The organism is Natronorubrum halophilum, assembly GCF_003670115.1.
Classification (GTDB): Archaea; Halobacteriota; Halobacteria; order Halobacteriales; family Natrialbaceae; genus Natronorubrum; species Natronorubrum halophilum.
Window position 1 is genome coordinate 513,790 of the sequence record NZ_QQTY01000004.1, and the last position, 26,139, is coordinate 539,928.

Here is a 26,139-nt window from a genome sequence, read left to right on the forward strand (position 1 = left end):
AAGTAAAGGGGCACGCCGGCAGCGGCCGGCCGACCGTGGCCACGGATATCCGGATTCCGTCCGCCGATCAGTGTCCAACGATCGCGTCTGTCGATCAGTGCGTAACAATCGCGTTCGTCGATTATCGCGTACATTTATCACTCACGGCGCGGCCAACACAGTCCGTCAACGCTATGCACGACCGACGACGAGTACGGTACCCATGACGGACTGGCGACCGGTGTTCGGCCACGACCGACCCTACGACGAGCAAGTCGACGGTATCGAAACCGCGATCGACACCGCTCGAGACGGCGGCTACACCGTCATCGAGGGCGCCTGTGGCACCGGGAAGACGATGATCGCACTCACCGCGGGGATCGACCTCGTGCGCGATCCGGACACCGACTACGAGCGCGTCTTCGTGCTCACGAGCGTCAAACAGCAACTGCGCCAGTTCGAAGCCGACCTCGAGACGATCAACGAGAACCTTCCGAGCGACTGGAATCCGGTCTCCGGACTCACCCTCGTCGGCAAAGCCGACGTCTGTCCGTACAACCGCGAGGGTGCGGCGGGGTTCGACGACGGCAACGTCTACGACCGCTGTGAGACCCTGCGGGATCGAACCCGCGACCTCACCGGCGAGGCCGGCGAGACGACCGCCCAGAACCTCGCCGCGCGCGCCCGAAGCCAGCAGATCGGCTTGGCCGACAGCGGCGGTCGCGGCGCTGCCAACAGCGCCTTCCTCGAGACCGCGGACGAGCCGACACCGTACCCGCCCGACCTCCCGGAGTACGGCGACGGCGGCCCCGTCGGGGCCGAGACCGAGTACTGTCCGTTCTACGCGCAGTACCTCGAGGACCTCCCCGAGGAGGGAGGTGACGGCGACGCGAGCGGGCGCAGTTCGCGAGCCGAAGCCGTCCCGTACGACTTCACCGAGGCCGGGATGATCACGCCCGAGGACCTCGTCGCGCGGTCGGTGAAACACGGCACCTGTCCGCACTCGGTGATGGGTGCCGTTCTGGGTCACGTCGAGGTCGTCCTCGGAAATTACTACCACGCGTTCGATCCCCGAACGACCGGCTCCTTTACCGGCGCGTTGCTCGACGACTCCACGTTCGTCGTCTGCGACGAGGCCCACATGTTGGAGCCGCGCGTGCGCGACCTCGTAAGCGATGGCGTCGCCGATACGACCCTGAGGGACGCCGAAACCGAACTCTCGAGGGTCATCCAGCCGATCACGTTCGAGCGCGAGGGACGACGGGCCGAAGGCGGCTCGAAAACCGCCGACGCCGACCTCGTGCGCGCGGAACTCAACGACACCGACGTCTCCTTCGAGGAACTCAGTCGGACCCTCGAGTTCATCCGGGACCTCCGCGGCGAACTCGATCGGCGGGTGAGCGGCTACCTCGACCGGAACCACAAGGGGTGGCAGTCGAACCTGAACGAGCTCCCGGATGCCGAGATTCCACTTCGCGATCCGACCGAACCCGCCGAGGACGAACTCACGGCGTGGGCCAGAGACGCGGGGTACGGCGACGCCAACTGGGTCCGCGCGGAATCCGTCGGTGCCGTCGTCGAACGCGTGCTGAACGAAGCCGAGGAAGAGGACCGAACGCGCGCGGCCCCCGCCGTCGGCCGCGTCCTCGGCGAGTGGTACCGCCGCGATCACACGGATTACTTCCGAGAGATCGAACTCGAGCGCACGTGGAACGACACCGAACCCGCCGATTCGTGGCGGCGAGTCTACGCCGCCCGACTCGCACTGCACAACTGCGTGCCGAGCGACGCCATCGGCGACCGACTCGCCGCCTTCGGCGGCGGCATCCTCATGAGCGCGACCCTCGAGCCGATGGACGCCTTCACCGACGTGACCGGCCTGCAGTACCTCGCGAGCGAGGAAGACAGACCGGTCGTCGAGCGACGGTACGGGCTCCACTTCCCCGACAAAAATCGCGAGAGCTTCGCGGTCTCCGCCCCGAAATTCACCTACGATAATCGCGGCAGGGCAGGGGAAACGAACCCGACCAGAGCGGCCTACATCGACGCGATCTCGAAGGTCGGCCGCCTTCCGGGCAACGTTCTCGTCGGGATGCCGAGCTACGCCGAAGCCGAGTGGCTCGCCGGGGCGCTCGAGGGCTGCCTCGAGAAACCCGTCCTGCTCGACGCCGCAAGCGACGACGAGACCACCCAGTCGCTCAAACGCGAGTTCTTCGCGGGCGAGGGGAAGGTGCTCGTCACGAGCCTTCGGGGAACCTTGACCGAAGGCGTCGACTACAGCGGCGATCGGCTCTCGGCGGCGGTCATCTGTGGCGTCCCGATCGTCAACACCTCGAGCCCGCGGACGAAGGCGGTCCGGCGGGCCTACGACGACGCGTTCGGCGACGGATTCACCTACGCGCTCACGATCCCCGCGGTCAGAAAGGCCAGACAGGCGATCGGTCGCGTCCTCCGCTCGCCGGAGGACGTCGGCGTCCGCGTGCTGTTGGACGAACGCTACGCCCGCGATAGCTGGGATTCGGTCCAGCAGTTCCTCCCCGACGACGGCGAGTTCCAGACGGTGAGCCCCGACATGCTCGAACTGGGTCTCGAGCGGTTCCGGGATCGACTCGGGGCGGAAAACTGATACTCACGGCCCGATACGCGACCTGACGAGGCCAGTGTCACCCGTTCCCACGCGGAGGAACGACTGAAGGCACCGCAGGATGCTACTCGTCCTCGAAGCGGCCGTCGAACCGCTCGGTCCAGTCCTCGAGCCACCCGCTCAGGTGACCGCGGAGTTCGGTGTAACTCGTCGTCACCGGCTCCGCGGGTTGGCGTGTGGCATCGCTCAACTCCGGCGAGAGACTGACGTCTTCGACGGCCGGAAACTGGACGTTTCGGCGCGCGAGTTCGTGCTGTGAGTCGACCGAGAGGACGTGCTCGAGAAACGCGTAGGCCAGATCGGGCTCTTCGCTTCCCTCGAAAATCCCCATGCCTTCGGGGAGTGCGTACCCCTCGTCGTTCGGGAACGCGACTCGATGGCGATCCGCCGCGTCCTCTTCCGCGGCTGCGAACATCGGATCGGTCGAGTAGGAGACGATCATCGGCCGCTGGGCGTCCGCGTAGGCACCGCGGTAGGCGTCGCTCCAGGAGTCGTAGATCTCGATCCCGTTCGCCACGAGTTCCTCCCAGTAGTCGAATGCGGTCTCCGCGTCGGTTCGTTCGATCGTCCACAGCAAGAACGCCTGGCCGGGCATGGAGGTGACGGGATGCTGGGCCAGCAGCGCGTTCTCGTAGGCCGATCCGAGCAAGTCGTCGAAGCTCTCGGGCCTTCCGAGGACGGTTTCGTCGTAGACCAGGCTGACGTATCCCGTGTCGTAGGCGAGCGCGCGGTTGTGTGGATCGCCGAACTCGAGGTCGTCGCGGATGCGCTCGACGCCGTCGATCCGATCGAGATTGAGTTCGCGGAGGAGCCCGCCCGAACCGATTCTGTCGTCGATCCGCGCGAGATCGCCCACGGTAAAACCAAAGCAAACGTCGACGTCGATTTCGGCGTCGTACCGGCCGCGTTGGATGTAGTGTTCGATCCCCTCGTCCGGGATGACCCACTCGATTTCCGCGTCGGGATAGGCGTCCTCGAACGTCTCTTCGAGCCACGGTCCCGCCGGGTCGGGACCGGTGACCATCGACCGGTAGGTGGCGATCCGCAACGCCCCCTCGTAACTGGGCTCGTCCGGTTCTGGATCGCCGTCCTCGGGTCCGTCCTCTGGACCGTCGTCACCGTCGCGCGTCAGACAGCCGGCGAGACCGGCGACTGCGCCCCCGCCGATGCCACCGAGGGTTCGAACGACCGTCCGGCGTTTCATTCATCGGTGCTATGCCGCGTGGACATAAGTCTCGTTCCCAAAATTCTGGTATCCTAACAGGTGTCCGAACTACGCGCCGATCGTACAGCTGTCGTGCGATTGTACGCAATCTCATTCGGGCGACTACGATAGTCCGAAGGGTTTTACAGTCTTGGTGTGATTCACCGGTGTGACAGCGAACGCAACGGCGAACAGGAACCGCCGATACGTCCTTGCCGGCGTCGTCACGGTACTCGGACTCGTTACCGGTGGTATCCTGCTCGAGGTTCTCGGGACGATCCTGTTCGCGCTGACGGTGGCGTACGTTCTCTTACCCGTTCAGGGCTGGTTGGTGAGACGTGGCCTTTCCGAGTGGCTGTCAGCAGTCGCGGCGACCCTGATCGGGTTCGTCAGCGCTATCGTCGTCTTCTCGCCGATTTTCATCACGCTCTACTTCCGGATGGATCAGATGATCGCCATCATCGAGGATATTCCTCGAGAGATTCCGGTGACCGCCTTCGACGTCTCGTACACGATCGACGTCGCCGAGGTGCAGTCGCTCGTGCTCGACTTTCTCAGCGATGCCGCCGTCTCGTTCGCGGCGGCGCTGCCGGTGCTCGCGATCAAGTTTGCGCTCTTCGTCATCCTCCTGTTCGCGATCCTGTTCAAGGGTGATGCCGCCGGTCGAGCCGCGATCGCACCGGTTCCGCACGAGTATCGCGACATCGTCTACGCGCTCGCTCGACGCGCGCGTGAAACGCTGTACGCGATCTACGTGCTGCAGCTTGCGACGTCAGTTGCGACGCTGCTCATCGGCTACCCGCTGTTCTGGGTACTCGGTTACGAGGCGGCGTTTACCCTCGCGATCATCGCTGCGATCCTCCAGTTCGTTCCGATTATCGGCCCCAGCATGCTCATCGCGCCGATCACGCTCTATCACGTCGCCGCGGGCGACCTCGTCGCTGCCGTCCTCATCGGCGTCCTCGGGATCGGGCTCGTCGCGTGGTTCCCCGATATCGGCGTTCGACCGCGGCTCGCTCAACGTTCGGCGGGTCTTCCGGGCAGCCTCTATTTCGTCGGCTTCACCGGCGGGCTCTTTACCCTCGGCGCGATCGGTATCGTCGTCGGCCCGCTGATCGTCGCCGTCTTCGTCGAAGCCGTCGATCTTCTCGCGGACGAGATCAACGGCGAGATCACGTTCTCCGAACTCGCCGAGTCCGAACTCGAGGGACCACCGGAGGAGCGGACCGGAACTGAGACGACGATGACGTCGCCCGCCGAATCCGGTACGTCATCGTCCGACGACTGACCGTCCGAGACGCGACCTCGGCAACCGAGTTCACGGTCCCGATGAAGCCTCCCCGTCACCTGTGCGACCACCGTCGCTTTTCTTCGCTCCCCCCGTTCATTCGGTATGGTCACTTCCAGAACGCTGGTCAACGCGCTCGTTGGTGCCGTCGTCGGCGTCATCCTCTCGTTCGTCCCGTTTTCGACCGTCATCGGCGGCATCGTCGCGGGCTTTCTCGACGGACCGGACGTCCGCGAGGGAGCCATCGTCGGCGCGCTCGCGGGTGCGATCACGTTCGTTCCGATCGCCGGTTTCGCGATCTTCGGGCTCGGAATTCTCGGATTCGGGATGGGGATCGTTGCGGCCCCGTTTGAGGGATTCGCGATCGTGGCATTCGTCGTCGTTGCCGCCGTTGCGGTCCTCTTCCTCTACACCGTCGGACTGTCGTTGCTCGGCGGCTATCTCGGGGCGTACCTCGCACGAGAGTACCCGGAACGACGCGCCCGAACCCGGGAGGCGATCGGACTATCGTCGTCGAATCGATCGCGGTCGGTCGAATCGACGCGACCCCCGGGGCCACAGTCGGACTCGTCGGTGGTACGCGATCGAGGGACCGACAGACTCGACGCACGCGATTCGGGACGGGAACACAAGCCCGGTCGATCCGACGCGGACGACTCGAGACGCGACCGCGATACCGAGCGGTACCGCGACACCGAGCGAGACTGATACTGCCGAGTTCGAGTGCGTCGCCGGTCGATCGCGAGGTCATTCGTATCTGAGCGCGTCGATCGGATCCGTCCGCGCCGCCCGCCACGCCGGATACAGTCCGGAGCCGATTCCGACGAGAACGCCGACGACGATCGCGAGCGCGACGTACTCGTAGGGGTAGACCAGCGGGAGATCGATGTACCACGCGCCCAGGTACCCCGCGGCGAGTCCGAGTAGCGTTCCGAGGATCGCCCCGACGATGCCGAGGATCACCGCCTCGGCGAGGAAGAGGCCCAGTATCTCCCGGTTCTGGGCCCCGATGGCCTTCATGATGCCGATCTCTCGAGTCCGTTCGGTCACCGAGACGAGCATGATATTGGCGATGCCGATCGATCCCACCAGCAACGAGATTGCCGCGATGCCGACGATGAAGTTCTGCAGGAGATCCAGCACGTCCTCTAACTGCTGGAGCAACTCCGCGCTTGTCTGGAGGGTTATCTCGAGGTCGTCGCCCAGCAGGGAACTGGCGTCAGAGTCGTCGCTCTCGAGGTACGCTATCGCGCTCTCCTGGGCGCGATCGACGGCGGCGTCGTCTGCGGATTCGGCTTCGACGACGATCGCGAGGAAGAGCGCGTCGTCGCCCATACCCGTCTCGTTGCCGTCGGCGTCGGTCCCGTTTTCGCCGCTCTCGTTGGGGTCGCCTTCTTCGCCACCCGCCGTGCCCCCGCCCGGGACGGCTCCCGCTGCGTCCTCGGTGTAGAACGGATCCGTCGGAACGTAGACGCGCGGCGAGGGCTCGAACCCCTCGAACGGACTCAGTCCCTCGGACGATTCGGTGATCCCGACGACGGTGACGGTCGTTCGCTGGCCGCCCTGTAACGCGATCGTCAACTCGTCGCCGACGGTCACGTTCTCCTCGAACTGGCCCGCGACGGCCGGGTTGATGACCGCCTCGCGTTCGCCCTGCTCGAACTGCCTGCCTTCGGCGAGGGTGTTCTCTCTGATGTACGACGGCCCGGCGGCGACCAGCGCGTCGCTCTGGGGCGATATCTCGTCTTCGTACACGAGCGCCTGCGTGGATAACGGCATGTAGCCGTAGGCCGCGTCGATATCGTCGTCGTCGGAAAGCGCGTCGAGGTCGTCCTGACTGAAGACGGGCTGAGCACCCGCGAGCGGGCCGCCTTCGGTACCGGGTTCGGCAGCCCAGCCGTAGCTGTTGCGCTGATCGTCTGGGCTGATGTCGCCGATGACCCCCGCCTGCAGGCTCGCACCCAGCGTGACGAACGCGATCACCGCGGCGATACCGATCACGATGCCGAGCGTCGTCAGCGACGAGCGCAGCTTGTGGCCGCGGATCGACCGCCAGGAGAGGCGCAGACTCTCGAGGAGTCGCATCAGTGATTCGCCCCGCTAGATCTGTCGATGTCACCGACGTTCGAGGGATCGACGCCTTCGCCGTCGAGGTTCTCGATGTGCTCTATTTCGCCGTCCAGTAGGTGGATGATCCGTTCCGCTCGCTCCGCGACGTGACGTTCGTGGGTGACGACGATCATCGTCGTTCCGCCGTCGTGAAACTCACCGAAGAGGTCGAGCACGTCGGATTCGGTATCGGTGTCCAGATTGCCCGACGGCTCGTCGGCGAGCACGATGGCGGGATCGTTGACCAGCGCTCGAGCCAGCGCGACCCGCTGGCGCTGCCCGCCCGAGAGCTCGTTGGGCAGGTGGTCCGCACGATCCGCGAGACCGACCCGGTCGAGTAGCTCCCGCGCCCGGTCGCGGCGCTTCGCCCGGCCGACGTTCTGGAACAACTGCGGGAGGGCGACGTTCTCGAGTGCGGTCAGTCGGGGCATGAGGTTGAACGTCTGGAAGACGAAGCCGACCGTCGTTCCCCGGAGCGTGGTTCGCTCGCGGTCCTCGAGGGCCGCCACGTCCTCGCCGTCGACGACGACGGTTCCCTCGGTGGGCGTGTCGAGACAGCCGACGAGGTTCATCAGCGTCGACTTGCCCGACCCGCTCGGCCCCATGATCGCCGTGTACGAGCCTTGCGGAATCTCGAGGGAGACGCCGTCGAGCGCGTGAACCGGTTCGCCGAGCTGGTAGGTCTTGCGGACGTTCTCGAGGCCGACCGCCGTGCCAGTTCCGGGACTATCCCCGGTTGCTGGTGGTGTCATGTGAAGTCAACCACAGCCCCGACAAAAAAGGTATCAGCGGATCGAAAGCGGAGATCGTGATGTCGACAATCGCTGACGACCTGCGAGAGCGCTCCGCTGGTACCGACTGAAACAGTCACACCCGTCGTCCAGTCGTCGTCTGAGTCGGCGTGAAGTGGCGTTCACTGGCGACGACGGCACGCCTACCGCCGAATCGAGTCCATGAACTCGAGCCACCGCTTGTGATCGTCGAGCGACGCCGACTGCGTCTCGGCGGCGAAGCCGTCGCGACGGAGGCTCCGGAGCGCGTTCAGCGCGCGGTCGATGCCGACGATCGTCTCGACGATTCGCTCTCCGTCCTCGCGGTCGATCGGGGCCGTCTCGAGGCGCTCGACGAGGCGCGCTCGTTCGGCGGTCAGTTCCCGTTCGGTCTCCCTGACTAGCGCCTTCGCATCGTCGGGAATACCCTCGACTTTCCGGGTCTCGATCAGGAACTCCTCGAGCGGGAGGTCGTCGTCCCCGACGGTGATCGTCTCCGAGAGCGTTTGTCCGATGGTCGCGCTCTGCCGATTGGCGCGCTCGAGGAAGTCGCGTCTCTGAGCGGTGGTCAGTTCATTATCGGTGGATACCATACTGAAATAGTTCGAGAAGGGCACTCGTCGTCCAGGCTACCAGTCACCGGCGGTCGACTCGTCCTGAACCGGTTCCGTAGGCGTTTCGTCGCTTCGGATGATGAAATACGCGACCACGGCGACGATTCCCGCCGGGAAGAACAGAAACAGAAGACCGCCTGTTCCGATTGCCCAGAGGACTTCGTTGTTCTCGCGTTTGGACGCGTCCTTGTAGACCCAGTACGCGATACCGACTGCGATGAGGATTCCGATCAGCATACCACCGATCATGACTATCGGATCGACAGCGAACTCCTCACCGCTGGTCTGTAACGGAACGAGCACGGACGAGATCATACACCGACCACCCGTCGACGACCTGTTTGAGCCCTGTAGCGGGGCTGTCGATCGAGTTCGCGGAGATCGGTTCGCTGCGGGGATACTGTAGTCATGTGTTTTCTCCAGCTAGAACACTATAGATAACGAATATATTTCTTTCGTTCGTTTCGACCGGAACGTGATCGACAAAATCAACCATTTGCTCGAGTAGCCGACTTCAGCGCTACGCGAATCGCCAGCAGTAACGGCGGAAAATTCGGGACCGAGACGTCACCTGTGTGAACATATTCCACAAAACAAATTATATCTGTGTTGACCAAAAATAAGGGAGTAACTACCGTGACTGCTATTGAGACCTCCAGCGTAACGAAACGGTACGGCGACGAAACGGCCCTCGACGGGTTGAACCTCACCGTCAACTCCGGCGAGGTGTACGGCTTCCTCGGCCCGAACGGCGCGGGGAAGTCGACGACGATCAACCTCATTCTCGATTTCATTCGTCCTACCACCGGCGAAGTTTCCGTGTTCGGCCTCGACGCGCAGGACGATACCCTCGAGATCCGAAACCGAACCGGAATCCTTCCGGAGGGCGCGACGTGTTACGATCGACTGACCGGCCGCAAACACGTCGAGTTCGCCATCGAGTCGAAAAACGCCGACGACGATCCCGACGAACTCCTCGAGCGAGTCGGCATCGCCGACTCGGCCGACAAAAAAGCAGGCGGCTACTCGAAGGGGATGGCCCAGCGGCTCATGCTCGCCACGGCGCTCGTGGGCGAGCCCGATTTGCTGATCCTCGACGAACCGTCGACGGGGCTCGACCCCAACGGCGCCCGCGAGATGCGTGAAATCATCCGCGAGGAGAACGCTCGCGGCGCGACCGTCTTTTTCTCCTCGCACATCCTCGGACAGGTCGAGGCCATCTGCGACCGCGTCGGAATCCTCCGAGACGGGCACCTGATCGCGGAGGACACCGTCGAGGGCCTCCGAGACTCCATGCCGAACCAGACCCGCCTTCGCGTCCAGATCGATCGGGTTCCCGAGAACTCGTCGGCCGCACTCGAGGCGCTCGAGTCGATCGACGGCGTCTCGGAGGTCTCGGCCGACGGGACGACGGTCGTCATCACCTGTGCGGACGAGGCGAAGACGACCGCCCTCCGGACGATCGAAGAGTACGCCACGGTCGATGACTTCGCGACCGACGAATCGTCGCTCGAGGACCTGTTTATGGCGTATACGACGGGCGATTCGAGGAGGGTGGTCCAATGAGTGCGATCACCGTCGCGAAGAAGGACTTCGCCGACGCCGCCCGCTCGCGCAAGCTGATGGCGCTGACGGCCGTCTTCGCGCTCTTTACGTTCGGCGGCGCGTTTCTGGCCTCGTGGATCGGCGATCTGTTCGCCGAGATGGAAGGCGAAGGTGCGGAGACGACGATAGACCTCGTCGTCGCCTTGCAGACGCCCGCGAGTTATCTCGTGCCGATCATCGCACTGATACTCGGCTACGCCGCGATCGCCGGCGAACGAGAAAGCGGGAGCCTGAAATTCCTGCTCGGACTTCCCCATACGCGTCGCGACGTCGTGCTCGGGAAGATCCTCGGCCGGTCGGCGGTCGTCGCCGTCTCGATCCTTATCGGCTTCGGCGTCGGCCTGATCGGCCTGTTCGCGTTCGTCGGTTCGGTCTCGATCGTCGATTACCTCCTGTTTACGCTCGTGACGATCCTGTTCGGGTTCGTCTACATCTGTATCGCCGTGGGACTCTCCTCGATGACCCGATCGACGACCACGGCGGGAGCCGGCGCGTTCGGGTTGATCGTCTTTCTCTGGTTCGTCTGGGGTGTCCTCGCGATGGGCGTGCTCTACCTCGTCGAAGGCGAGTTGTGGATGGAATCGCATCCGGACTGGTACATCAGCCTCCTCTCGCTGTCGCCCGACGCCGCCTACGGCTCCGCGATCGCGGCCGTCTTCGGCGAGGGGCAGTTCACCATAGCTAGCGCGTACGGCGTCGAGAACCCGCCGTTGCTCGCCGAGCCCTGGTTCGGCTTCGTCGTGCTCGGGGTCTGGGCGCTCGTCCCGCTGGGGATCGGTATCGTGTTGTTCAACCGCGCCGATCTCTGATCGGCTACGGTGAGCCGGTGGGTCCCCGGTGTGCTCCGTCGTCCCGTTTTCGTCCTCCCGTTCTCCCGTCGGTCGACCGTTCCGCCGGTGGGCTATCGCCATCCGTCGTATCGGTCGCTACCGAGATTGCAACGTTTTTCCCGCCGCCGCCCGCCCTACTAGCCATGAAGACGGCAGGCGGTTCCGACGCGGCGAAACGGCGGGCCGGCGAACGAGCAGCCGAGGAGGTCGAAGACGGGTTCACCGTCGGACTCGGGACCGGTTCGACGACCGCCCACGCGATCCGGGCGATCGGTCGGGCCGTCGACGACGGCCTCGACGTTCGGGGAATCCCGACCTCGTTCCAGTCCAGACGGCTGGCGCTCGAGGTCGGAATTCCGTTGACGACGCTCGACGCGGTCGACGGCGTCGATCTCGCGATCGACGGCGCGGACCAGGTCGCCGACGATCCGAGCGATCCGAACGCGGCGGGAGACGGCACGCTGATCAAAGGCGGCGGTGGTGCGCACGCGCGCGAGAAACTGGTCGACGCGGCGGCCGACCGGTTCGTCGTCGTCGCCGATCCGTCGAAACTCATCCCGACGCTCGAGCGACCCGTGCCGGTAGAAGTGATTCCGGACGCCCACAGCGTCGTCGCCGACCGAATTCGTGCGCTGGATGGCGAGCCGACGCTTCGCGAGGCCGAGGGCAAGGACGGTCCGGTCGTCACCGACAACGGGAATCTGGTGCTGGACTGCGCGTTCGGACCGATCGACGACCCCGGGCAACTCGCGCCGTGGCTCTCGGAACTTCCGGGCGTCCTCGAGCACGGGCTGTTCGTCGACCTGGCGGACGCGACCTACGTCGGCAGCGAGGACGGGGTCGAGGTCCGGGAGTACTGAGGCTCAGGTATCCGCCGCCGCCGGCTCGTCCGCCGTCGACCGTCCGGCTGTCCGCACCGCTCGCAGGCCGACGATGAGGTAACACACGCCCAGGAGACGTGTCGCCGGTGCGATCCACGGCTTCACCTCGAGTTCGTCGGGATTTTCGTAGGCGAGATCGAGACCAACTGCGAGGGCCTGCCGGGGAACCAGCGACATGACCAGCCCGAGAACGGTGAGCGGTCGTTTGAGTATCGACGCGTGCTCGGGGTGGCGACCGAGCAGCCAGACGAAGAGCACCCCCTCGAGTCGGGCTATCGGAATCGTCTGCGGTCGCAGTCGGCCGGTGTCGGGATTCTCGAAGGCGAGTCGCTGGGCGGACTCGACGATTCGATTCGGTGCGATGAGCATCGCCAGTCCCACTACGAGGGCGAGCGGTCGTTGCATATCGTCCCTATGCGAGCCGTCGCCAAAACGGTTGGTCGTGGCGCTCACCGCCGCCGGTGCGAGGGTCCGTTCGCCGACGCTCGCACTCGAGCTACGCCGTCTCCACGGTAGTCTCGGCCGCCATCGATTCCTCCGCGGTTGGCTCGTCGCTTCGCTTCGAGAGAACGACGACGAGCAGGTAGAGCCCGCCGAGCGCGCGGGCCGCGGGTTTCACCCACGGCCGCAACTCGAGGTCGTCGGCGTTCTCGTACACCAGTCGCTGACTGAGGTCGATGATCGGCTCCGGAAGCGCAACGAGGATCAGTCCGGCCAGCCCGAGCAGCGTGCTGACGAGCGTCGATCCCGCCCTGCCGCGGACGAGCAGCCAGACGAAGACGAGTCCCTCGAGCCGGGCCCCCCAGAGCGCGTGCGGTCGGAGTCGGGCCTCGGTGGGATTCTCGAGGCCGATGCGTTCGCAGGCGTCCATCACCGGCTGGGGCTTGACGATCTCGAAACAGCCGAAGGCGATAAGGAGTTTCCTGAGCATGCTGGCCGAAGTACGCCAGCCAGCGTGAAAAAACACGAGCTTGAAGCCAGCTGATACGTCGGCCGCGTGGCGTCGATGGACACCTTTTCAACGGTCTCACACCATCCGTTGCGTAGAGACAATCCGATGCCCGAGACATCCGACAGAAAAGACGATCACATCCGCATTATCGAAGAAGAGGACGTCGAGACGTCGGGAGCGGGATTCGCCGATATCGACCTCGTTCACGAGGCTCTCCCGGACGTTCACCGCGACGAGATCGACACGACGACGACGCTGTTCGGGCACGAACTCGCCGCGCCGATCGTCATCGAGAGCATGACCGGCGGCCACCCGAACACGACGAAACTCAACCGCGCGCTCGCCGAGGCCGCCCAGCGGACGAACGTCGCCATGGGCGTCGGAAGCCAGCGCGCCGGACTCGAACTCGAGGACGAAGCCCTCCTCGAGTCCTACACCGTCGTTCGGGACGTCGCCCCCGATGCCTTCCTGTACGGCAACGTCGGCGCGGCTCAACTCCTCGAGTACACCGTCGACGACGTCGAGGCGGCCGTCGAGATGATCGACGCCGACGCGATGGCGATCCATCTCAACTTTCTCCAGGAGGCCGTCCAGCCCGAGGGCGACGTGGACGCCCGCGGCTGTCTCGAGCGAATCGAGCGGGTCGCCGACGACCTGTCGGTTCCGGTCATCGTCAAGGAGACGGGGAACGGGATCGCTCGAGAGACGGCACGTCGCCTCGCCGACGCCGGCGTCGACGCGATCGACGTCGCCGGACAGGGCGGGACGACCTGGTCGGGCATCGAATCCTATCGAGCGGCTGCCGTCGGTGCGTCGCGACAGGAACACGTCGGCAAACTGTTTCGCGCGTGGGGCGTTCCCACCGCGGTCAGTACGCTCGAGGCCGCCGACGTCCACGACTGCGTCATCGCGAGCGGCGGGGTTCGATCGGGGCTCGACATCGCGAAAGCGATCGCGCTCGGCGCTCGCGCTGGCGGACTCGCGAAGCCGTTCCTTGCTCCGGCGGGGCAGGGAACCGACGCCGTCGTCGATCTCGTCGAGACGCTGACGCTCGAGTTACGGACCGCGATGTTCGTCACCGGTTCGGCGTCGATAGCCGACCTCCGGGCGGCCGATCACGTGATTTTCGGACGGACGAACGCGTACGTCGAGCAACGACGTCAGTAGTCGACGGCTGCTGGCACTTTTACTGGTAGCGAGACGCTCGAGGCGAGCCGGCGGCTACCCGACGTGGCGTCGATAAAAATACGTCCAGGTGCCGTTCCTTACAGGTCGCGCGGCTGGACCGTCTTCCGGTCGTTTGCTTCTGCACGTCGGGCTGCGTCTTCGAGGAGCTCGTCGACTTCCTCGTCGAGCGCTTCGTAGAAGTCCGAGGCAACGTTTTTGTCATCGAGCGCTTCCTTTACGGCGGCTTTGACGATAAGGTCTGCCATACGATATACGGGTTTCCCGTTACCCAATATAAGGGTTTTGGTTACTCGTCGGAATACGGGGCTTGCAGCGGTTGACCCGCCTGTTTCGATGGCCGGCACCACCGGAAAGTATATGTCTGATGAATTATTGACTCGAATTCCTCCCCCGTTTCCGGGTGTAATCCTGCTCGCGCGCGGTGCTGTGTCCGCTCGTGTGCGCTTGCGCCGTCCGGAGTCAATCGATCTATTCTCGCCGCCGTCGGCTCCCTCGCGATAACCGATCTCGTTTGTGCGCCGATCGACGATCCACACGCTGCCCGTCGGGTCGACGGATTCGAGTATGTCCGTTCCTGAGGGGGTGTATGCGCGAACTCCTCGAGGCCGTTGCCGACGGCTCGTTGTCGCCGGCGGCAGCCGAATCTGAGCTCAGAGGCTACGTAACCGGTGAAGCGGGCCGATTCGACGCAGCCAGAAAGCAGCGCCGCGGAATCCCGGAGGCGATCCTCGCGGAAGGGAAGTCAGCGGCACAGGTCGTCGCCCTCGCAGAAACCGCCCTCAAGACCACCGGTCGGGCGCTCCTCACTCGCGTTTCTGACCGGCAGGTAGAGGCCCTCGAGACCAGTCTCGAGGAGCGATTCCCCGACGCGACCCTCGAGCGCCGAGGGTCGACGGTTCGTCTACTGGCGGCCGCCTACGACCAGCCGACGCTCGACGCGACGGTCGGAATCGTCACGGCGGGGACCGTCGACGGACCCGTCGCCGACGAGGCCGAAGTCGTCTGTACGGATGCTGGGGCGACGATCGACCGGATCGAAGACATCGGCGTCGCGGCGCTGGACCGAACGCTCGATCAAGTCGACCGGCTCCGCGAGGCGGATGTCTTGATCGTCGCCGCCGGTCGAGAAGGCGCTCTTCCAACCGTGATCGCCGGCCTCGTCGATACGCCGGTTATCGCCGTTCCCGTCTCGAGCGGCTACGGACACGGCGGCGACGGTGAGGCGGCACTCTCCGGGATGCTCCAGTCGTGTACCGTCCTCTCGGTCGTAAACATCGATGCGGGATTCGTCGCCGGAGCGCAGGCGACGCTGATCGCTCGAGCGATCGATAACGCTCGCGAGTGAGATTCGAACAACGGATTTGGAAATATAATCTTGCTTCACCGGAACGTCGAACGGCATTTAGAGAAGGTTATTTACCTATTCGCCGGGTAGAGTAGTGTACCGGCTTCGGCCGGTGTGACCACAGCCCAATGCCCAAGTGTGACCACTGCAGCGCGCACGTGTCCGAGCGCTTCGCGCGCGTCTTCGCCGACGAGAACGGCGAGATCCGTGCGTGTATCAGTTGCTCGGCAAACGCCGGGATCGCGGAAGCCGCTCGAGACCGTGCACGCGGCACCTGATTCGATCGGGAATCACGATCAACGACCACGCGCCCCCATCACGTGCTGATTTTTGTGCGTCCGTTCCCATTGATACGCCATGGTCGACCACGCCGTTTACGTACTCGAGTGTGCCGACGGCTCGCTCTACACCGGCTACACGACGGACCTCGAGCGACGGGTCGCCGAACACGATGCGGGCGAGGGCGCGAAGTACACTCGCGGACGCACGCCCGTCGAACTGCGGTATCACGAGCGGTTCGAGTCGAAATCGGCCGCGATGTCCCGCGAGTACGAGATCAAACAACTGACCCGCCGAGAGAAGGAACGACTCGTCGGTCTCGAGTGACGCCATCGGTCCGGCTTCGTCTCGAATCGTCGTAGTATTCCAACCATACCGTTCCAAAAAATAAATGCTTCTCGAGATCCTCTACCGAGACGATATGGACCTCGATATCGTCGACGATCTCAAACAACCCGAATACACCGGCGAGAATCGGTGTGAGCCGTGTACGATTCTCAACCTGGCTATCGCTGCGGTGGTCGGGTCGCTCATCGCGCGCAAGTCCAGACTCGGCGGGGCGCTCGCGATCGGTCTTTCGATCGCCCTCATCTATCTGCGAGGGTATCTCGTTCCGGGAACCCCGACGCTTACGAAACGGTATCTCCCGCCCGCGGTCTTGGAGTGGTTCGGGAAGGAGCCGGAACCCGAACTCGCCAGCGGCTTCGGCGGCGTCGATACCGAATCGAGAGACGACGCTCGCGGCGGGGAATCGACGGGTACGGAGTCCGTAGCCGGATCCGGGCACGGGGCCGACGACGCGAGCGCGGCCGAAGTTCCCGCCGAAACCGCTTCGCACGACGAGTCCGAGACGACCGACGAACGCGAACCGCTCGATCTCGAGGCGTACTTCCTCGAACACGACGTCCTCGAGCCGTGTGCCGACAGAGACGACCTCTGTCTCACCGACAAGTTCGAGCGCGCCTGGCTCGAGGGGATCGAGGCGCTGGACGAATCGGGTATCGACGCCGGGGATGCTGCGGACGCGTTCGGATTCGACGTCGATCCCGAGGACTTCGAACTCGAATCCCGCGACGACGCCCAGTTGCTGCGCTCCGACCGGGGCGTCGCCGGCCGCTGGCCGTCCCGAGCCGCACTGATCGCCGATATCGCCGCCAGCGACGTCCTCGAGACGTGGACCCCCGACTGGGAGGCACAGGCGTCCGAGACGAAAGGGCAGGTCTGCAACGGGCTCAGGATGTTCCTCGAGACGTGTCCGTCCGGCGGTGCGGTGAGCATGGACGAGGAGGTCGTCGAATCGTGCTGTAGCTCACACGACGTGGTCGCCGTGACCTGCGAGGAGACGGGCGAACGGCTGTTCGAGCAGCGACTCGACGCCGTCGGTGCCTGAACGTCCGTTTCGCGCCGTCGAGTGCCTGGCCTCGAATCCCGACGCACGTCGTCGGCCGACCGTTGTTCTCTGCAACTGCTCTGTCCTCGTTCGGCACCCGAGTACTGCCGACAGTGTCAGTTGTCGGCTGCGGTGGATCGCGCCGACGTGACGCTCGGCTCGATGAACGCGTACTCGGCGAGGTTTCGACCCAGCTTCTCGACTCGCTCCTGAAGGCCCGGGTCGCGAAACCGACGACCGTCGATGGCGTCGGGATCCGCCTCGAACTTCTTGGAGGCGTTTCGAACTCCGACCTGATGGGGCAGAACCCAGCCGTGGACGCCCCGAACGGTAATTCGCAGGTGATCGAGCGTCGAGCCGTAGCTGCCGCCGCCGGCGGTCGCCAACAGCCCGACGGTCGTGTCCTCGTACTCGTCGAACCCGCAGTAGTCGTGGAAGTTTTTCAGCACCCCGGAGTAGGAGCCGTGATACACCGGCGTTCCAAGCGCGACGGCGTCGGACTCTCGAACGCGTTGCATCGCGTCCTCGACGTCGCCTCGCTCGCCAACGTCGGGATCGTACACCGGAATCTCGTGCTCGCGCAGGTCGAGCAGCGTCGTCTCCGCACCGGCGTCGGCGGCCGCCCGAAGGACGTACTGCAGCGCCGTTCGCGTGTAACTCGTTTCGCGAAGACTTCCGCTAACGGCGACGATGGAGGGTGATCGGGTCATGGGTGTGATATCGTCGGCAGCCCGGAAAACGCCGTTGCAATCTCTCAGTGGGGCGTCCTCGCGTCGCCGGTGGTCGGGCTGTTTCCGCTCCCCGCGTGTGCGACAGCGTCGCCTTTTTCGCCGGTGACGTAGACGGACGCGTATGGAGACGATCAGCTTCGGTACCGACGGCTGGCGGGCGACGCTCGAGGAGTTTACGACGCCTCGGGTTCGGATGGTTGGACAGGCTGTCGCGACGTACCTCCACGACGAAGGGCTCGAGGGGACGGTCGTCGTCGGCTACGACGCTCGCGAGACCTCCCGCGGGTTCGCCGAGGAGGTGGCGCGGGTGCTGTGTGCGAACGGCTTCGACGTCATCGTGCCGGAGCGCGACCGGCCGACGCCGCTGGTCGCCCACGCGATCGTCGAGCGGGACCTGGCGGGCGGTCTCGCGATCACGGCTTCCCACAACCCGCCGGAGTACAACGGCGTGAAGTTCATTCCCGAGGACGGCGCGCCGGCCCTCCCGGACGTGACGGACGCGATCGCGGATCGACTGGCCGAGCCCGACCCCCGTCCCGAAACCGAACACGGCACCGTTCGCGAGGTCGATCTCGTTACCCCCCACGCCGATAGCGTCCTCGAGTTAGTCGAGACCGTCACCGGCAGTGCCGACCTCTCGGATGCGGACCTGACCGTCGCCTACGACGCCATGCACGGCAGCGGTCGGGGAACGACCGACGCGTTGCTCGAGCGGGCCGGGGTCTCAGTCGAACGTCTGCGCTGTGAGCGCGACCCCGAGTTCGGCGGGGGCGCACCCGAGCCCGCTCCCGAAAACCTCGAGGCGCTGATCGAACTCGTCACGGACGACGAAACGGCCCCGGAACTCGGCATCGCGAACGACGGCGACGCGGACCGAATCGCCATCGTCACGCCCGAACGCGGCTACCTCGACGAGAACCTCTTTTTCGCCGCGCTCTACGACTCCCTGCTCGAGGACGATTCGGGATCGGTCGTCCGGAGCGTCTCCACGACCTACCTGATCGACCGCGTAGCTGACGCTCACGGCGAGACCGTCCACGAGGTTCCGGTCGGCTTCAAGTGGGTCGCCGAGGCGATGGGTGACCACGACGCGCTCGTCGGGGGCGAAGAGTCCGGCGGCTTCACCGTTCGCGGTCACGTCCGCGAGAAAGACGGCGTCCTGATGGCATTGCTCGCGGCCGTCATGCACGCCGCGGAGCCGATCGATTCGCGGGTCGACCGCCTGCTCGAGGCGCACGGCGCGGTCGTACAGGACAAGCGAAGCGTGCCCTGTCCCGACCACGAGAAGGCCCGAGTACTCTCCGAACTCGAGGACGAGATTCCCGAGACCGTCGCGGGAACGGCCGTCGAGGGCGTCAACACCGCCGACGGGTTCAAGCTCCAACTCGCCGACGGCTCGTGGCTGTTGATCCGCCCCAGCGGGACCGAGCCGGTGTTGCGGGTCTACGCCGAGGGGGCGGACGAGCGTCGGGTCGGCGAGTTGCTCGAGGCCGGCCGGGAGTTAGTCGAACCGCTCGTGTGACCGACGAATCGGTTCCAGGGTTGCGATCTCCGGGTCCCTCTTTACCAGTGTCGATCCGTAGCATACAGACATGAGCGAAGGCAAGCGCGAGGACGCCGCGTACACGGAACTCACCCCGGACTCGTGGCACCAAAACGACGACGGCAACTACTACATCGACTGTCCGGAGTGTGGCTCCGCGGCGACGCTGATGAACGTCGTCGCACACGGTCGGTGTAACGGCTATCTCAACCAGCAGGAAGGCGAAACCGAACTCGACGAGGAGGCGTTCGACTGCACGGCGAAGCTCTGGTTCGAACTAGGTTACACGTCGGAACCCGAGGCGGAAGCGACGGAGTCGGACGTCGAGCAGTCCGCCGAAAGCGTCACCACGGGCGAGGGCGTCCCGGCCTCGGATCAGCCGCCGGGCTCGGACGGCACAGTGAGCGAAGAACAGCAGTAAGCGATCCTCCTTCTCGAGTGGCGACCGTCGTACGGTCTGCTGTAACGATTTACCGGTGCAACCGAGGGATAGGTCCCGGCTGCACCGGAAATGACTTACAGCGGACCGTATCAGTCGACTCGCTCCGCCGGCACACCGACGACCGTCGATCCGGGCTCGACGTCTCGAGTGACGACCGACCCGGCACCGACGGCCGCGTCCGTTCCGACCGTGATATCCCCCAGCAGCGTCGCGTTCGCACCGATCCGGACGCCTGATTCGACGGTCGGGTGTCGCTTGACCGGCTCGTTCGTGTCGCCGCCGAGCGTGACGCCGTGGTACATGTGGACGTCGTCGCCGACCTCGGCCGTCTCGCCGATCACGACGCCCATTCCGTGATCGATCGTCACCCGCCGACCGATCGTCGCGCCCGGGTGGATCTCGACGCCGGTGAGCAGGCGAACCAGGTGGGAGAACAGCCGGGCGAACAGTCGAGCGCCGGGGGCGTCGGCGTTCCAGAACCGGTGGGCGATCCGGTGGCCCCAGACCGCGTGGACGCCCGGGTAGGCGAGCGCAACTTCGAGACACCGCTTCGCGGCGGGATCGCGACTGCACATCGCCCGCGTATCCTCACGCAGTCGGTCGAACATCTCTCACCCATCGGATCGCGGCGGTTGTGACGCGACGCCCTCGAGAACCGGCGCGGCGAGCGCTCGAGGGACAACACCGGCCGGCGAGGCGACGAGGAGCGTTCCTGTCGATACACGTGAGATAGCCGGTGGATACCATATCCGAACGTACCGGCGAAACCGCCTAAAAGGGTTCGTTTCCCGTCGATCGATCCGCCCGCTCTCGTTCCCCGATCTCCGCTTCGACTCATTTCCCGCGGGCGAGTCGGCGGCCGATCCGCTCGGGGAGTCCGGCCTCGCTGACGGCCTTCTGGACCGTCTCGATATCGTACTCGACGCGGTCGGTGTCCACGGTCATCGCCTCGAGGTCGACCACCGCGTAGCCCGCTCGCGGATCGCCGTCTCTCGGCTGTCCGACGCTGCCCGGATTGACGACGATTCCCTCCGCGTACCGTTCGACCCCCTGAACGTGGGTGTGGCCAAGCGCTAGCACGTCCTCGTCTTCGAGGAGCCGCGGCGAGAACTCGTCCGGGTAGGTGTAGCGCGTGTACCGCTCCGGATCGTCCGGGTGGCCGTGGACGAGTTTGACCCGTCCGTCGCACTCGAGGCGTTCCTCGGGCAGCGACTCGAGCCACGCGAACTGGTCGTCCGAAAGCTGCGTTTTCGCGTACTCGACGCCCGCCCGCGCCATCCCGTTGAACCGGAACGCGGTGCCCTCGACGACCGCGGCGTCGTGGTTGCCGACCACCGTCGGAACGCCCCGCTCCCGGAGCGCGTCGACGCACTCGGCGGGCCAGGGATTGTACCCCACGACGTCGCCCGCACACAGGAGCCGATCGACCGGTGGCATGTCCTCGAGGACAGCCTCGAGTGCGACCCGATTGCCGTGGACGTCGGAGATGAGCCCGACTTTCATACGCCGAGGCTAACGCTCTCGAGAGGTTTGTAGGTTGGTTGGAACGGTGCTACTCGACCGACGTTCGTGAACGAACCGCCTCGAGGGCGACGACCGCACTGATGCCGAGGATTCCGCCGAGACCGAAACTCGTCGGGAGGACGACGGGAATCTCGAGTCGGGCGCTGGCGGAATTGATCTGTGTACGTGTTCCGCTCGTAACCGGTTCGGGTCCCCGTTCCGAACTGCGGCCGATCGACTCTCGTCGCAGTCCGATCCCCTTCGTGACGGACTCCGATGGCGGTAGCGGTCAGTCGCCGTTCTCGATCGCCGTCTCGAAGCCGTCGTCGGTTCGGGCGACGCCGGCCGCACAGACCGCGTGTTCGAACTCGAGATCGTACACCTCGCTCGCGGCGGCGTCGGCGCTCTCGGCCGTGAGATCGATGGTTTCGGGGGAGTCCTTCTCGTAGGTCGCGACCAGCGTCGGTTCCTCGACCGTTTCGACCAGCAGGGCGTCCTTTCGGACGGTCCCGATCAGCGCCTCGCCGTCGCCGCCGATCGTCGCCGCGATCCGGGGCGTGTTGTAGTCGTCCTTCTCGTAATCCAGCGCGAGTAGACTCTCAGCGAGGGCGTCTCGAGCGGGATAGCCCGACTCGAGTTTCTCCGCGATCGGATCGACGTGCGAGCCGTTCCCGAAGGCGGCCGTCTCGCCCGTCGGCGTCTCGACCACCCGCAGGCAGTTGTACGACACGTAGGGATTGTCCGTCTCGGGGGCGTCCTCGGTGGGACCGACGGTGAGGGCGTCCTCGCGGGCGGTGATCTTTCGATTCGGGAACGAACGCGAGGAGACGCGGTAGGCTCCGACCTCGGGACCGACGACGACGAATCGTCCAACGTACATGCTCGAACGTGTGGGGGTGGCGGGAAAAGGAATGTCGGTTCGCGCTCGAACGGCCGTTTTCGCCGACACCGTGGCGGGTGGTGGGGCGAGGATTTATACGTGAGAGCGAGGCGAACGAGGGCGTGACGACGGAAAGGGCGTGTCTCGAGGCGTTGTGGGAGGCCGCCGATCGCCTGGGCGGATCGCCGACGAAAGCGCAGTACGAGGGGGTGGGGCCGATGCCGGCCTCGATATCCGGTCCAGTTCGTAACACTCTAATATGGACACCCACTACTGAGGTGTACGTCGTCGGTAGCCGAGACCGGCGAAACATATCCAGTCCATTAGGGTAGTGGCCAATCCTGAAGCCTTCTGGGGGCTTCGACGCTGGTTCGAATCCAGCATGGACTATTCCACCGTTCTTTCATCTCGAGAATTATACTAGCTCCGTCTCCACATTTCCAGTCGAAACAAAGGGGTCAGTCCGACGAGTTGACCAACCAGAAACCATATTGAAGCGCGAGCCCTACTCTGCGTCAATGAATCGACGGCAGGTTCTCACGGCAGGGGCGGCGATGGCCGCTACGGTTGTCGCCGGCTGTCTCAGTGGTGACGGCGATGTCGAGCAGGGCGACGGATACGGTCCGGAATCGGATACCGTCCCCGACGAGCGGTCGATCGATACCGACGCCTACGAGACGCAGACGTTCGAGGGCGTCGAGGTTCCACTTGCACCGATAACGGACGTCTACTACTGGTATCAGCGACGGGAGTCCCGTATTGCCGATGCGCGAGGTGCTGACCAGTTCAAGGAGAGTCGCATCGTCGGTGCAGCGTTTAGCAAAGCGCCCGACGGTGTCGACGACGATCCGACCGACGACTGGGCCACCGACGATCGGATCGTCACGTACTGCGGGTGTCCACACCACCTCTCCGGACTGCGTGCTGCGTCGCTGATCGACGACGGCTACGAGGAGGTGTACGCGCTCGACGAGGGGTTCCAGGCGTGGATCGATCAGGGCTATCCGATCGAGGGAACGGAGGTCTCGTCCGAGCGGGTGAGCTACGAGATACGAGGACAGTCGGATCCCGCGTACGCCGGGGAGATGGTCTGGCTCGAGCAACTCGACGCGGATCGGGCCGAAGCCGCGCCGATCGCCGACGACGGCTCGTACACGCTCCAACTCCACTACGCGGGCTCGACCGACTCCCCCTTCAGAGTCGAGGCCCCCGACTACGCGACCGAGGGAACGCTCGAGGAACTGACGAGCGACACGATTACGGTCTGATCCCGGACCCGAAAGACGCGTCAGGTCCGTTCGTACGCCCCGTTTCGCTCGAGTTCGCCGCGCTTTCGAAGCACGTCCGGCGTCCGGCAGATTCCTGGGGCACCGGTCACCTGCGGCACCGTACAGTTGTTACAGCTCTCACAGAGCACGCGCGAGCCGTCGTCTTCAGACCCAGTCTCGAGTAGTCGCGCCCCTAACCGCGGTTCGGCGTAGAAGGGCCGGGCCATGCCGACCATGTCGCAGGCCGGCGACTCCCCCCCGTCGCTGGATTCACCGCTCGAGTCCCCCAGCAACCGATCCATCCGCGCTCGCTCGCGGACCCCGCCCTCTGCCAGCACGGGTATCGACACCCGTTCGCGAACGCGCCGGCAGAAGTCCGCGTTCCACGCGGGTTCGAAGTCGTACTGCAGCGACTGGACCCGATTCGCCACCGAGACGAGTCGCTTGTGCGTCGGACCGCCGAAGGCCGCGTCGTACTCCGCCTGCAGTCCCTCGTTCGCCCACGCCCGCTCGGGGTACTCACCGCGGACGATGCTCATATCCCAGACGACCGACGTCTGGACGGGAACCACCGCGTCGTAGCCGATTTCTTCGAGTCGGCGGGCGATTTCGATCCCGTCCTCGAGCGACAGTTTCCGGCGAACGAGCGGCGACGGCGGCGCGGGCGTCTCGGCGGGCACCTTGGTCATCAGGGGGACGTCACCGGCGCGCTCGCGGATCTCCTCGTGGACGAGCGCGAGAAACTCGAGTCTGGCCTCGGGACTCCCACCGAACTCGTCGTCGCGGCGGTTGTAGAAGGGCGAGAGAAACTGCTGGACGATCCCCATGTTCGCGCCCGAGAGGTGGATGCCGTCGTAGCCCGCGTCGACGGCGTACTCGGCCGACCGGCCGAAATCGGCCGCGAGGTCGTACACTTCCGCAGTCGTGAGGACGTGCGGATCGTACTCGAGGAACCCGAGCCGATCGAGTGACTGCAACTGCCACGGCGGCTCCGAGACGGCGAGTTGCTCGAGGTCCGGATGCTCCCGTCGGTACTCGGCGTGCCAGGTCTCCATACTTCGGAGCCCGCCGTGCTCGAGTTGGAGGAAGATCCGGCTCCCGTGGTCGTGAATCCGGTCGGTGAGCCGCGAGAGCCGCGAGACGAACTCGGGGTCGTGGACGCGGGTCATCCCCGGCGCGGCACAGCCGCCGTCGCCGCGGACGATCGTCGCGCCTTGGCAGAGGAGTCCGACGCCCGACGCTGCGGCCGGCTCGAGGTCGTCGATTAGTGCGTCGACGGCGTCGGGGCCGTTGCCCGCACATTCGAGCAGCGGCGCGCGATAGAGCCGGTTCGGAATCGTCGTGCCGCCGATCTCGATGGGATCCTCGAGGGTGACCATGCAGGGGGTATCATTCGGCTCTACAAGAGCGTAGTGCCGTGCCGGATCGCGGTTCAAATCGTCGCGATTGACACGCCGATCCCGCGACGCCAGGGGCGGACAGATTACGGCGGCAAGATAACCGCCCTCCCCTCGATCTCGTTGTGCTCGAGCCGTTCCGCCACCGTGTTGATCTCGTCCAGGTCGTGGCGTTCGGTGCGCAGTTCGACGTCGCCGCGGTCGACGAGCGCGACGAGTTCCTGCAGTTCGGCGTACTTGCCGACCAGTGTTCCCCGGAACGCGAACTCGCCGTTGACCAGCGCCTGACTGGGTTCGTGGACGTGACCGCCGTAGCCGACGACGTGGTGGTCGCCACCGGCGGCGACGATCTCGGGCGCGAGTCCGGTCGTCTCGTCGCCGCCGACGAAGTCGATTACCTGCTGGGCCCCAACGTCGTCGGTTAGATCCGCGATCACGCTCGCGATATCCTCGTCGGCGGAGTTGACGGTGTGACGCGCCCCTAAATCGTCGGCCAGTTCGAGCGCCTCGTCCTTGATGTCGGCGGCAACGATATCGGCGGCGCTCATCGCGTCGAGACACTGCAGCCCGATGTGGCCGAGGCCACCGACGCCGATGACGACGCAGGTGTCACCCGGATTCAGCTCGTCGACCGCTTTCTTCGCGGCGTGGTAGGCCGTGATCCCTGCGTCCGCGTGGGGTGCGATCTCGGTCGGATCGACGCCGTCGGGCAGCGGAATCACTGCGCGCTCGTTGGTCTGGAGGTACTCGGCGAAGCCGCCGTCGGTCGTGAGTCCGTTGAACGCGCTGTTCTCGCAGTACATGTCCTCGCCGAGTCGGCAGGGCCGACAGATACCACAGGTCTGGACGGGGTGGCAGACCACCGGATCGCCTTCTTCGACCAACGTTACCTCATCGCCGGTCTCGGCGACGATCCCGGCGTTCTCGTGTCCGAGCGTCATCGGTAGGTCCTGGGGTGCGTAGTCGGTCCACATTCCTTCGATGATGTGATTGTCCGTCTGACACCACCCCGCGCCTTTCACCTCGATCAGCACCTGATCGGATCGCTCGAGTTCGGGTTGGTCGACGTCGTCTATCGAGAGCGCTTCGCTCATCTCGTCGGTGTACTCGTGGAGTCGGGCTGCGTGCATGGTAGCACGCCCCACTTCACCGCCCTCGATGAAAACTATCGCCCTACCTATCGAACGCCGTGAATGTGGCGGACATGATACACGTTCCGGAGAACACTAATCCAACGACTATCGTGTTCCCCACTACGTATATCACACGTCCCTGAATAAGTATAATGTTCTATGAT

At 65.0% G+C, this 26,139-nt stretch carries 28 protein-coding genes and 1 tRNA gene; 15 read left to right on the forward strand and 14 right to left on the reverse strand.

Annotation, left to right across the window (positions count from 1 at the left end; genetic code table 11):
* Positions 1–202: 202 nt before the first annotated feature.
* Complete coding sequence (locus DWB23_RS17965) at positions 203–2,605, forward strand: ATP-dependent DNA helicase (protein WP_121744145.1); 2,403 nt, start codon at positions 203–205, stop codon at positions 2,603–2,605.
* An 82-nt stretch (positions 2,606–2,687) separates the two neighbouring features.
* On the opposite strand, the gene DWB23_RS17970 is transcribed toward DWB23_RS17965, so the two are convergent.
* On the reverse strand, positions 2,688–3,827 hold the full coding sequence (locus DWB23_RS17970; RefSeq protein ID WP_121744146.1) for a thiamine ABC transporter substrate-binding protein: 1,140 nt from the start codon (positions 3,825–3,827) through the stop codon (positions 2,688–2,690).
* Between the two features lie 169 nt (positions 3,828–3,996).
* On the opposite strand from DWB23_RS17970, the gene DWB23_RS17975 reads away from it, so the two are divergent.
* The gene (locus DWB23_RS17975) at positions 3,997–5,115 is read left to right on the forward strand and encodes an AI-2E family transporter (RefSeq protein ID WP_121744147.1); all 1,119 of its coding nucleotides are present in this window, start codon (positions 3,997–3,999) and stop codon (positions 5,113–5,115) included.
* Between the two features lie 105 nt (positions 5,116–5,220).
* Positions 5,221–5,823, forward strand: coding sequence for a DUF5518 domain-containing protein (locus tag DWB23_RS17980; RefSeq protein ID WP_121744148.1), 603 nt, complete (start codon positions 5,221–5,223; stop codon positions 5,821–5,823).
* Positions 5,824–5,862: 39 nt separating this feature from the next.
* Here the strand turns inward: DWB23_RS17980 and DWB23_RS17985 are convergent, their stop codons facing one another.
* From DWB23_RS17985 to DWB23_RS18000, 4 genes are all read right to left on the reverse strand, one after another.
* Positions 5,863–7,200 (reverse strand): ABC transporter permease, encoded by a 1,338-nt coding sequence (locus DWB23_RS17985; RefSeq protein ID WP_121744149.1) that lies wholly within the window; start codon positions 7,198–7,200, stop codon positions 5,863–5,865.
* Positions 7,200–7,976, reverse strand: coding sequence for an ABC transporter ATP-binding protein (locus DWB23_RS17990; RefSeq protein ID WP_121744150.1), 777 nt, complete (start codon positions 7,974–7,976; stop codon positions 7,200–7,202). Before DWB23_RS17990 ends, DWB23_RS17985 begins: the two co-directional genes overlap by 1 nt.
* Positions 7,977–8,158: 182 nt before the next feature.
* Positions 8,159–8,587 (reverse strand): DUF5788 family protein, encoded by a 429-nt coding sequence (locus DWB23_RS17995; protein WP_121744151.1) that lies wholly within the window; start codon positions 8,585–8,587, stop codon positions 8,159–8,161.
* A 36-nt stretch (positions 8,588–8,623) separates the two neighbouring features.
* Positions 8,624–8,923, reverse strand: coding sequence for a hypothetical protein (locus tag DWB23_RS18000; RefSeq protein WP_121744152.1), 300 nt, complete (start codon positions 8,921–8,923; stop codon positions 8,624–8,626).
* Positions 8,924–9,244: 321 nt separating this feature from the next.
* On the opposite strand from DWB23_RS18000, the gene DWB23_RS18005 reads away from it, so the two are divergent.
* The 3 genes from DWB23_RS18005 (at position 9,245) to rpiA (ending at position 11,903) form a co-directional block, all read left to right on the forward strand.
* Positions 9,245–10,174 carry an ABC transporter ATP-binding protein gene (locus tag DWB23_RS18005; RefSeq protein WP_121744153.1) on the forward strand — a complete coding sequence of 310 codons (930 nt, stop codon included), beginning with the start codon at positions 9,245–9,247 and terminating at the stop codon, positions 10,172–10,174.
* Entirely contained in the window at positions 10,171–11,022 is an 852-nt protein-coding gene (locus DWB23_RS18010; protein ID WP_121744154.1) for an ABC transporter permease, read from the forward strand. Before DWB23_RS18005 ends, DWB23_RS18010 begins: the two co-directional genes overlap by 4 nt.
* 164 nt (positions 11,023–11,186) lie before the next feature.
* Positions 11,187–11,903 carry a ribose-5-phosphate isomerase RpiA gene (rpiA, locus tag DWB23_RS18015; RefSeq protein ID WP_121744155.1) on the forward strand — a complete coding sequence of 239 codons (717 nt, stop codon included), beginning with the start codon at positions 11,187–11,189 and terminating at the stop codon, positions 11,901–11,903.
* Between the two features lie 3 nt (positions 11,904–11,906).
* On the opposite strand, the gene DWB23_RS18020 is transcribed toward rpiA, so the two are convergent.
* Entirely contained in the window at positions 11,907–12,329 is a 423-nt protein-coding gene (locus DWB23_RS18020) for a hypothetical protein (RefSeq protein ID WP_121744156.1), read from the reverse strand.
* Between the two features lie 91 nt (positions 12,330–12,420).
* Positions 12,421–12,855 (reverse strand): hypothetical protein, encoded by a 435-nt coding sequence (locus DWB23_RS18025; protein ID WP_121744157.1) that lies wholly within the window; start codon positions 12,853–12,855, stop codon positions 12,421–12,423.
* A 126-nt stretch (positions 12,856–12,981) separates the two neighbouring features.
* Between DWB23_RS18025 and fni the strand changes: the two genes are divergently transcribed.
* On the forward strand, positions 12,982–14,043 hold the full coding sequence (gene fni, locus DWB23_RS18030) for a type 2 isopentenyl-diphosphate Delta-isomerase (RefSeq protein WP_121744158.1): 1,062 nt from the start codon (positions 12,982–12,984) through the stop codon (positions 14,041–14,043).
* 98 nt (positions 14,044–14,141) lie between these two features.
* Here fni and DWB23_RS18035 read toward each other — a convergent pair whose 3' ends face one another.
* Positions 14,142–14,309, reverse strand: a complete 168-nt coding sequence (locus DWB23_RS18035) for a DUF1931 family protein (RefSeq protein ID WP_005578700.1) — start codon at positions 14,307–14,309, stop codon at positions 14,142–14,144.
* A 341-nt stretch (positions 14,310–14,650) separates the two neighbouring features.
* On the opposite strand from DWB23_RS18035, the gene larB reads away from it, so the two are divergent.
* The 4 genes from larB to DWB23_RS18050 all read left to right on the forward strand — a co-directional run bounded on the left by larB (position 14,651) and on the right by DWB23_RS18050 (position 17,078).
* Positions 14,651–15,409, forward strand: coding sequence for a nickel pincer cofactor biosynthesis protein LarB (gene larB, locus DWB23_RS18040; RefSeq protein ID WP_121744159.1), 759 nt, complete (start codon positions 14,651–14,653; stop codon positions 15,407–15,409).
* A 128-nt stretch (positions 15,410–15,537) separates the two neighbouring features.
* The gene (locus tag DWB23_RS23140; RefSeq protein WP_162989864.1) at positions 15,538–15,687 is read left to right on the forward strand and encodes a DUF7563 family protein; all 150 of its coding nucleotides are present in this window, start codon (positions 15,538–15,540) and stop codon (positions 15,685–15,687) included.
* A 79-nt stretch (positions 15,688–15,766) separates the two neighbouring features.
* Positions 15,767–16,015 carry a GIY-YIG nuclease family protein gene (locus DWB23_RS18045; protein WP_121744160.1) on the forward strand — a complete coding sequence of 83 codons (249 nt, stop codon included), beginning with the start codon at positions 15,767–15,769 and terminating at the stop codon, positions 16,013–16,015.
* 94 nt (positions 16,016–16,109) lie between these two features.
* A complete protein-coding gene (locus tag DWB23_RS18050) occupies positions 16,110–17,078 on the forward strand; it encodes a hypothetical protein (RefSeq protein WP_121744335.1) in 969 nt (322 codons plus the stop codon).
* 116 nt (positions 17,079–17,194) lie between these two features.
* On the opposite strand, the gene DWB23_RS18055 is transcribed toward DWB23_RS18050, so the two are convergent.
* Entirely contained in the window at positions 17,195–17,788 is a 594-nt protein-coding gene (locus DWB23_RS18055; RefSeq protein ID WP_121744161.1) for an NADPH-dependent FMN reductase, read from the reverse strand.
* A gap of 142 nt (positions 17,789–17,930) precedes the next feature.
* On the opposite strand from DWB23_RS18055, the gene DWB23_RS18060 reads away from it, so the two are divergent.
* Positions 17,931–19,331, forward strand: coding sequence for a phosphoglucomutase/phosphomannomutase family protein (locus tag DWB23_RS18060; protein WP_121744162.1), 1,401 nt, complete (start codon positions 17,931–17,933; stop codon positions 19,329–19,331).
* A gap of 70 nt (positions 19,332–19,401) precedes the next feature.
* Positions 19,402–19,773 carry a hypothetical protein gene (locus DWB23_RS18065; protein WP_121744163.1) on the forward strand — a complete coding sequence of 124 codons (372 nt, stop codon included), beginning with the start codon at positions 19,402–19,404 and terminating at the stop codon, positions 19,771–19,773.
* 110 nt (positions 19,774–19,883) lie between these two features.
* On the opposite strand, the gene cysE is transcribed toward DWB23_RS18065, so the two are convergent.
* From cysE to DWB23_RS18080, 3 genes are all read right to left on the reverse strand, one after another.
* A complete protein-coding gene (gene cysE / locus DWB23_RS18070; RefSeq protein WP_121744164.1) occupies positions 19,884–20,402 on the reverse strand; it encodes a serine O-acetyltransferase in 519 nt (172 codons plus the stop codon).
* Between the two features lie 226 nt (positions 20,403–20,628).
* Entirely contained in the window at positions 20,629–21,297 is a 669-nt protein-coding gene (locus DWB23_RS18075) for a metallophosphoesterase family protein (protein WP_121744165.1), read from the reverse strand.
* Positions 21,298–21,586: 289 nt separating this feature from the next.
* On the reverse strand, positions 21,587–22,177 hold the full coding sequence (locus DWB23_RS18080; protein ID WP_121744166.1) for an IMP cyclohydrolase: 591 nt from the start codon (positions 22,175–22,177) through the stop codon (positions 21,587–21,589).
* A gap of 317 nt (positions 22,178–22,494) precedes the next feature.
* On the opposite strand from DWB23_RS18080, the gene DWB23_RS18090 reads away from it, so the two are divergent.
* Positions 22,495–22,567, forward strand: a tRNA-Gln gene (locus DWB23_RS18090).
* Between the two features lie 128 nt (positions 22,568–22,695).
* Positions 22,696–23,445 (forward strand): rhodanese-like domain-containing protein, encoded by a 750-nt coding sequence (locus DWB23_RS18095; protein WP_121744167.1) that lies wholly within the window; start codon positions 22,696–22,698, stop codon positions 23,443–23,445.
* Between the two features lie 20 nt (positions 23,446–23,465).
* On the opposite strand, the gene DWB23_RS18100 is transcribed toward DWB23_RS18095, so the two are convergent.
* Positions 23,466–24,824 carry an oxidoreductase gene (locus DWB23_RS18100; protein WP_121744168.1) on the reverse strand — a complete coding sequence of 453 codons (1,359 nt, stop codon included), beginning with the start codon at positions 24,822–24,824 and terminating at the stop codon, positions 23,466–23,468.
* 104 nt (positions 24,825–24,928) lie between these two features.
* Positions 24,929–25,972, reverse strand: coding sequence for an NAD(P)-dependent alcohol dehydrogenase (locus DWB23_RS18105; protein WP_121744169.1), 1,044 nt, complete (start codon positions 25,970–25,972; stop codon positions 24,929–24,931).
* Positions 25,973–26,139: the final 167 nt, after the last annotated feature.

Coding starts and splice junctions, on each gene's coding strand:
- DWB23_RS18075 (WP_121744165.1), bottom strand. CDS start 21,297: ATGAAAGTCGGGCTCATCTCCGACGTCCACGGCAATCGGGTCGCACTC.
- DWB23_RS18020 (WP_121744156.1), bottom strand. CDS start 12,329: ATGCAACGACCGCTCGCCCTCGTAGTGGGACTGGCGATGCTCATCGCA.
- cysE (WP_121744164.1), bottom strand. CDS start 20,402: ATGTTCGACCGACTGCGTGAGGATACGCGGGCGATGTGCAGTCGCGAT.
- larB (WP_121744159.1), top strand. CDS start 14,651: ATGCGCGAACTCCTCGAGGCCGTTGCCGACGGCTCGTTGTCGCCGGCG.
- DWB23_RS18045 (WP_121744160.1), top strand. CDS start 15,767: ATGGTCGACCACGCCGTTTACGTACTCGAGTGTGCCGACGGCTCGCTC.
- DWB23_RS18100 (WP_121744168.1), bottom strand. CDS start 24,824: ATGGTCACCCTCGAGGATCCCATCGAGATCGGCGGCACGACGATTCCG.
- DWB23_RS17980 (WP_121744148.1), top strand. CDS start 5,221: ATGGTCACTTCCAGAACGCTGGTCAACGCGCTCGTTGGTGCCGTCGTC.
- DWB23_RS18080 (WP_121744166.1), bottom strand. CDS start 22,177: ATGTACGTTGGACGATTCGTCGTCGTCGGTCCCGAGGTCGGAGCCTAC.
- DWB23_RS17970 (WP_121744146.1), bottom strand. CDS start 3,827: ATGAAACGCCGGACGGTCGTTCGAACCCTCGGTGGCATCGGCGGGGGC.
- DWB23_RS17995 (WP_121744151.1), bottom strand. CDS start 8,587: ATGGTATCCACCGATAATGAACTGACCACCGCTCAGAGACGCGACTTC.
- DWB23_RS18095 (WP_121744167.1), top strand. CDS start 22,696: ATGAATCGACGGCAGGTTCTCACGGCAGGGGCGGCGATGGCCGCTACG.
- DWB23_RS23140 (WP_162989864.1), top strand. CDS start 15,538: ATGCCCAAGTGTGACCACTGCAGCGCGCACGTGTCCGAGCGCTTCGCG.
- fni (WP_121744158.1), top strand. CDS start 12,982: ATGCCCGAGACATCCGACAGAAAAGACGATCACATCCGCATTATCGAA.
- DWB23_RS18055 (WP_121744161.1), bottom strand. CDS start 17,788: ATGACCCGATCACCCTCCATCGTCGCCGTTAGCGGAAGTCTTCGCGAA.
- DWB23_RS18025 (WP_121744157.1), bottom strand. CDS start 12,855: ATGCTCAGGAAACTCCTTATCGCCTTCGGCTGTTTCGAGATCGTCAAG.
- DWB23_RS18000 (WP_121744152.1), bottom strand. CDS start 8,923: ATGATCTCGTCCGTGCTCGTTCCGTTACAGACCAGCGGTGAGGAGTTC.
- DWB23_RS17990 (WP_121744150.1), bottom strand. CDS start 7,976: ATGACACCACCAGCAACCGGGGATAGTCCCGGAACTGGCACGGCGGTC.
- DWB23_RS18050 (WP_121744335.1), top strand. CDS start 16,110: ATGGACCTCGATATCGTCGACGATCTCAAACAACCCGAATACACCGGC.
- DWB23_RS17965 (WP_121744145.1), top strand. CDS start 203: ATGACGGACTGGCGACCGGTGTTCGGCCACGACCGACCCTACGACGAG.
- DWB23_RS18035 (WP_005578700.1), bottom strand. CDS start 14,309: ATGGCAGACCTTATCGTCAAAGCCGCCGTAAAGGAAGCGCTCGATGAC.
- rpiA (WP_121744155.1), top strand. CDS start 11,187: ATGAAGACGGCAGGCGGTTCCGACGCGGCGAAACGGCGGGCCGGCGAA.
- DWB23_RS18010 (WP_121744154.1), top strand. CDS start 10,171: ATGAGTGCGATCACCGTCGCGAAGAAGGACTTCGCCGACGCCGCCCGC.
- DWB23_RS17985 (WP_121744149.1), bottom strand. CDS start 7,200: ATGCGACTCCTCGAGAGTCTGCGCCTCTCCTGGCGGTCGATCCGCGGC.
- DWB23_RS18060 (WP_121744162.1), top strand. CDS start 17,931: ATGGAGACGATCAGCTTCGGTACCGACGGCTGGCGGGCGACGCTCGAG.
- DWB23_RS18065 (WP_121744163.1), top strand. CDS start 19,402: ATGAGCGAAGGCAAGCGCGAGGACGCCGCGTACACGGAACTCACCCCG.
- DWB23_RS18105 (WP_121744169.1), bottom strand. CDS start 25,972: ATGCACGCAGCCCGACTCCACGAGTACACCGACGAGATGAGCGAAGCG.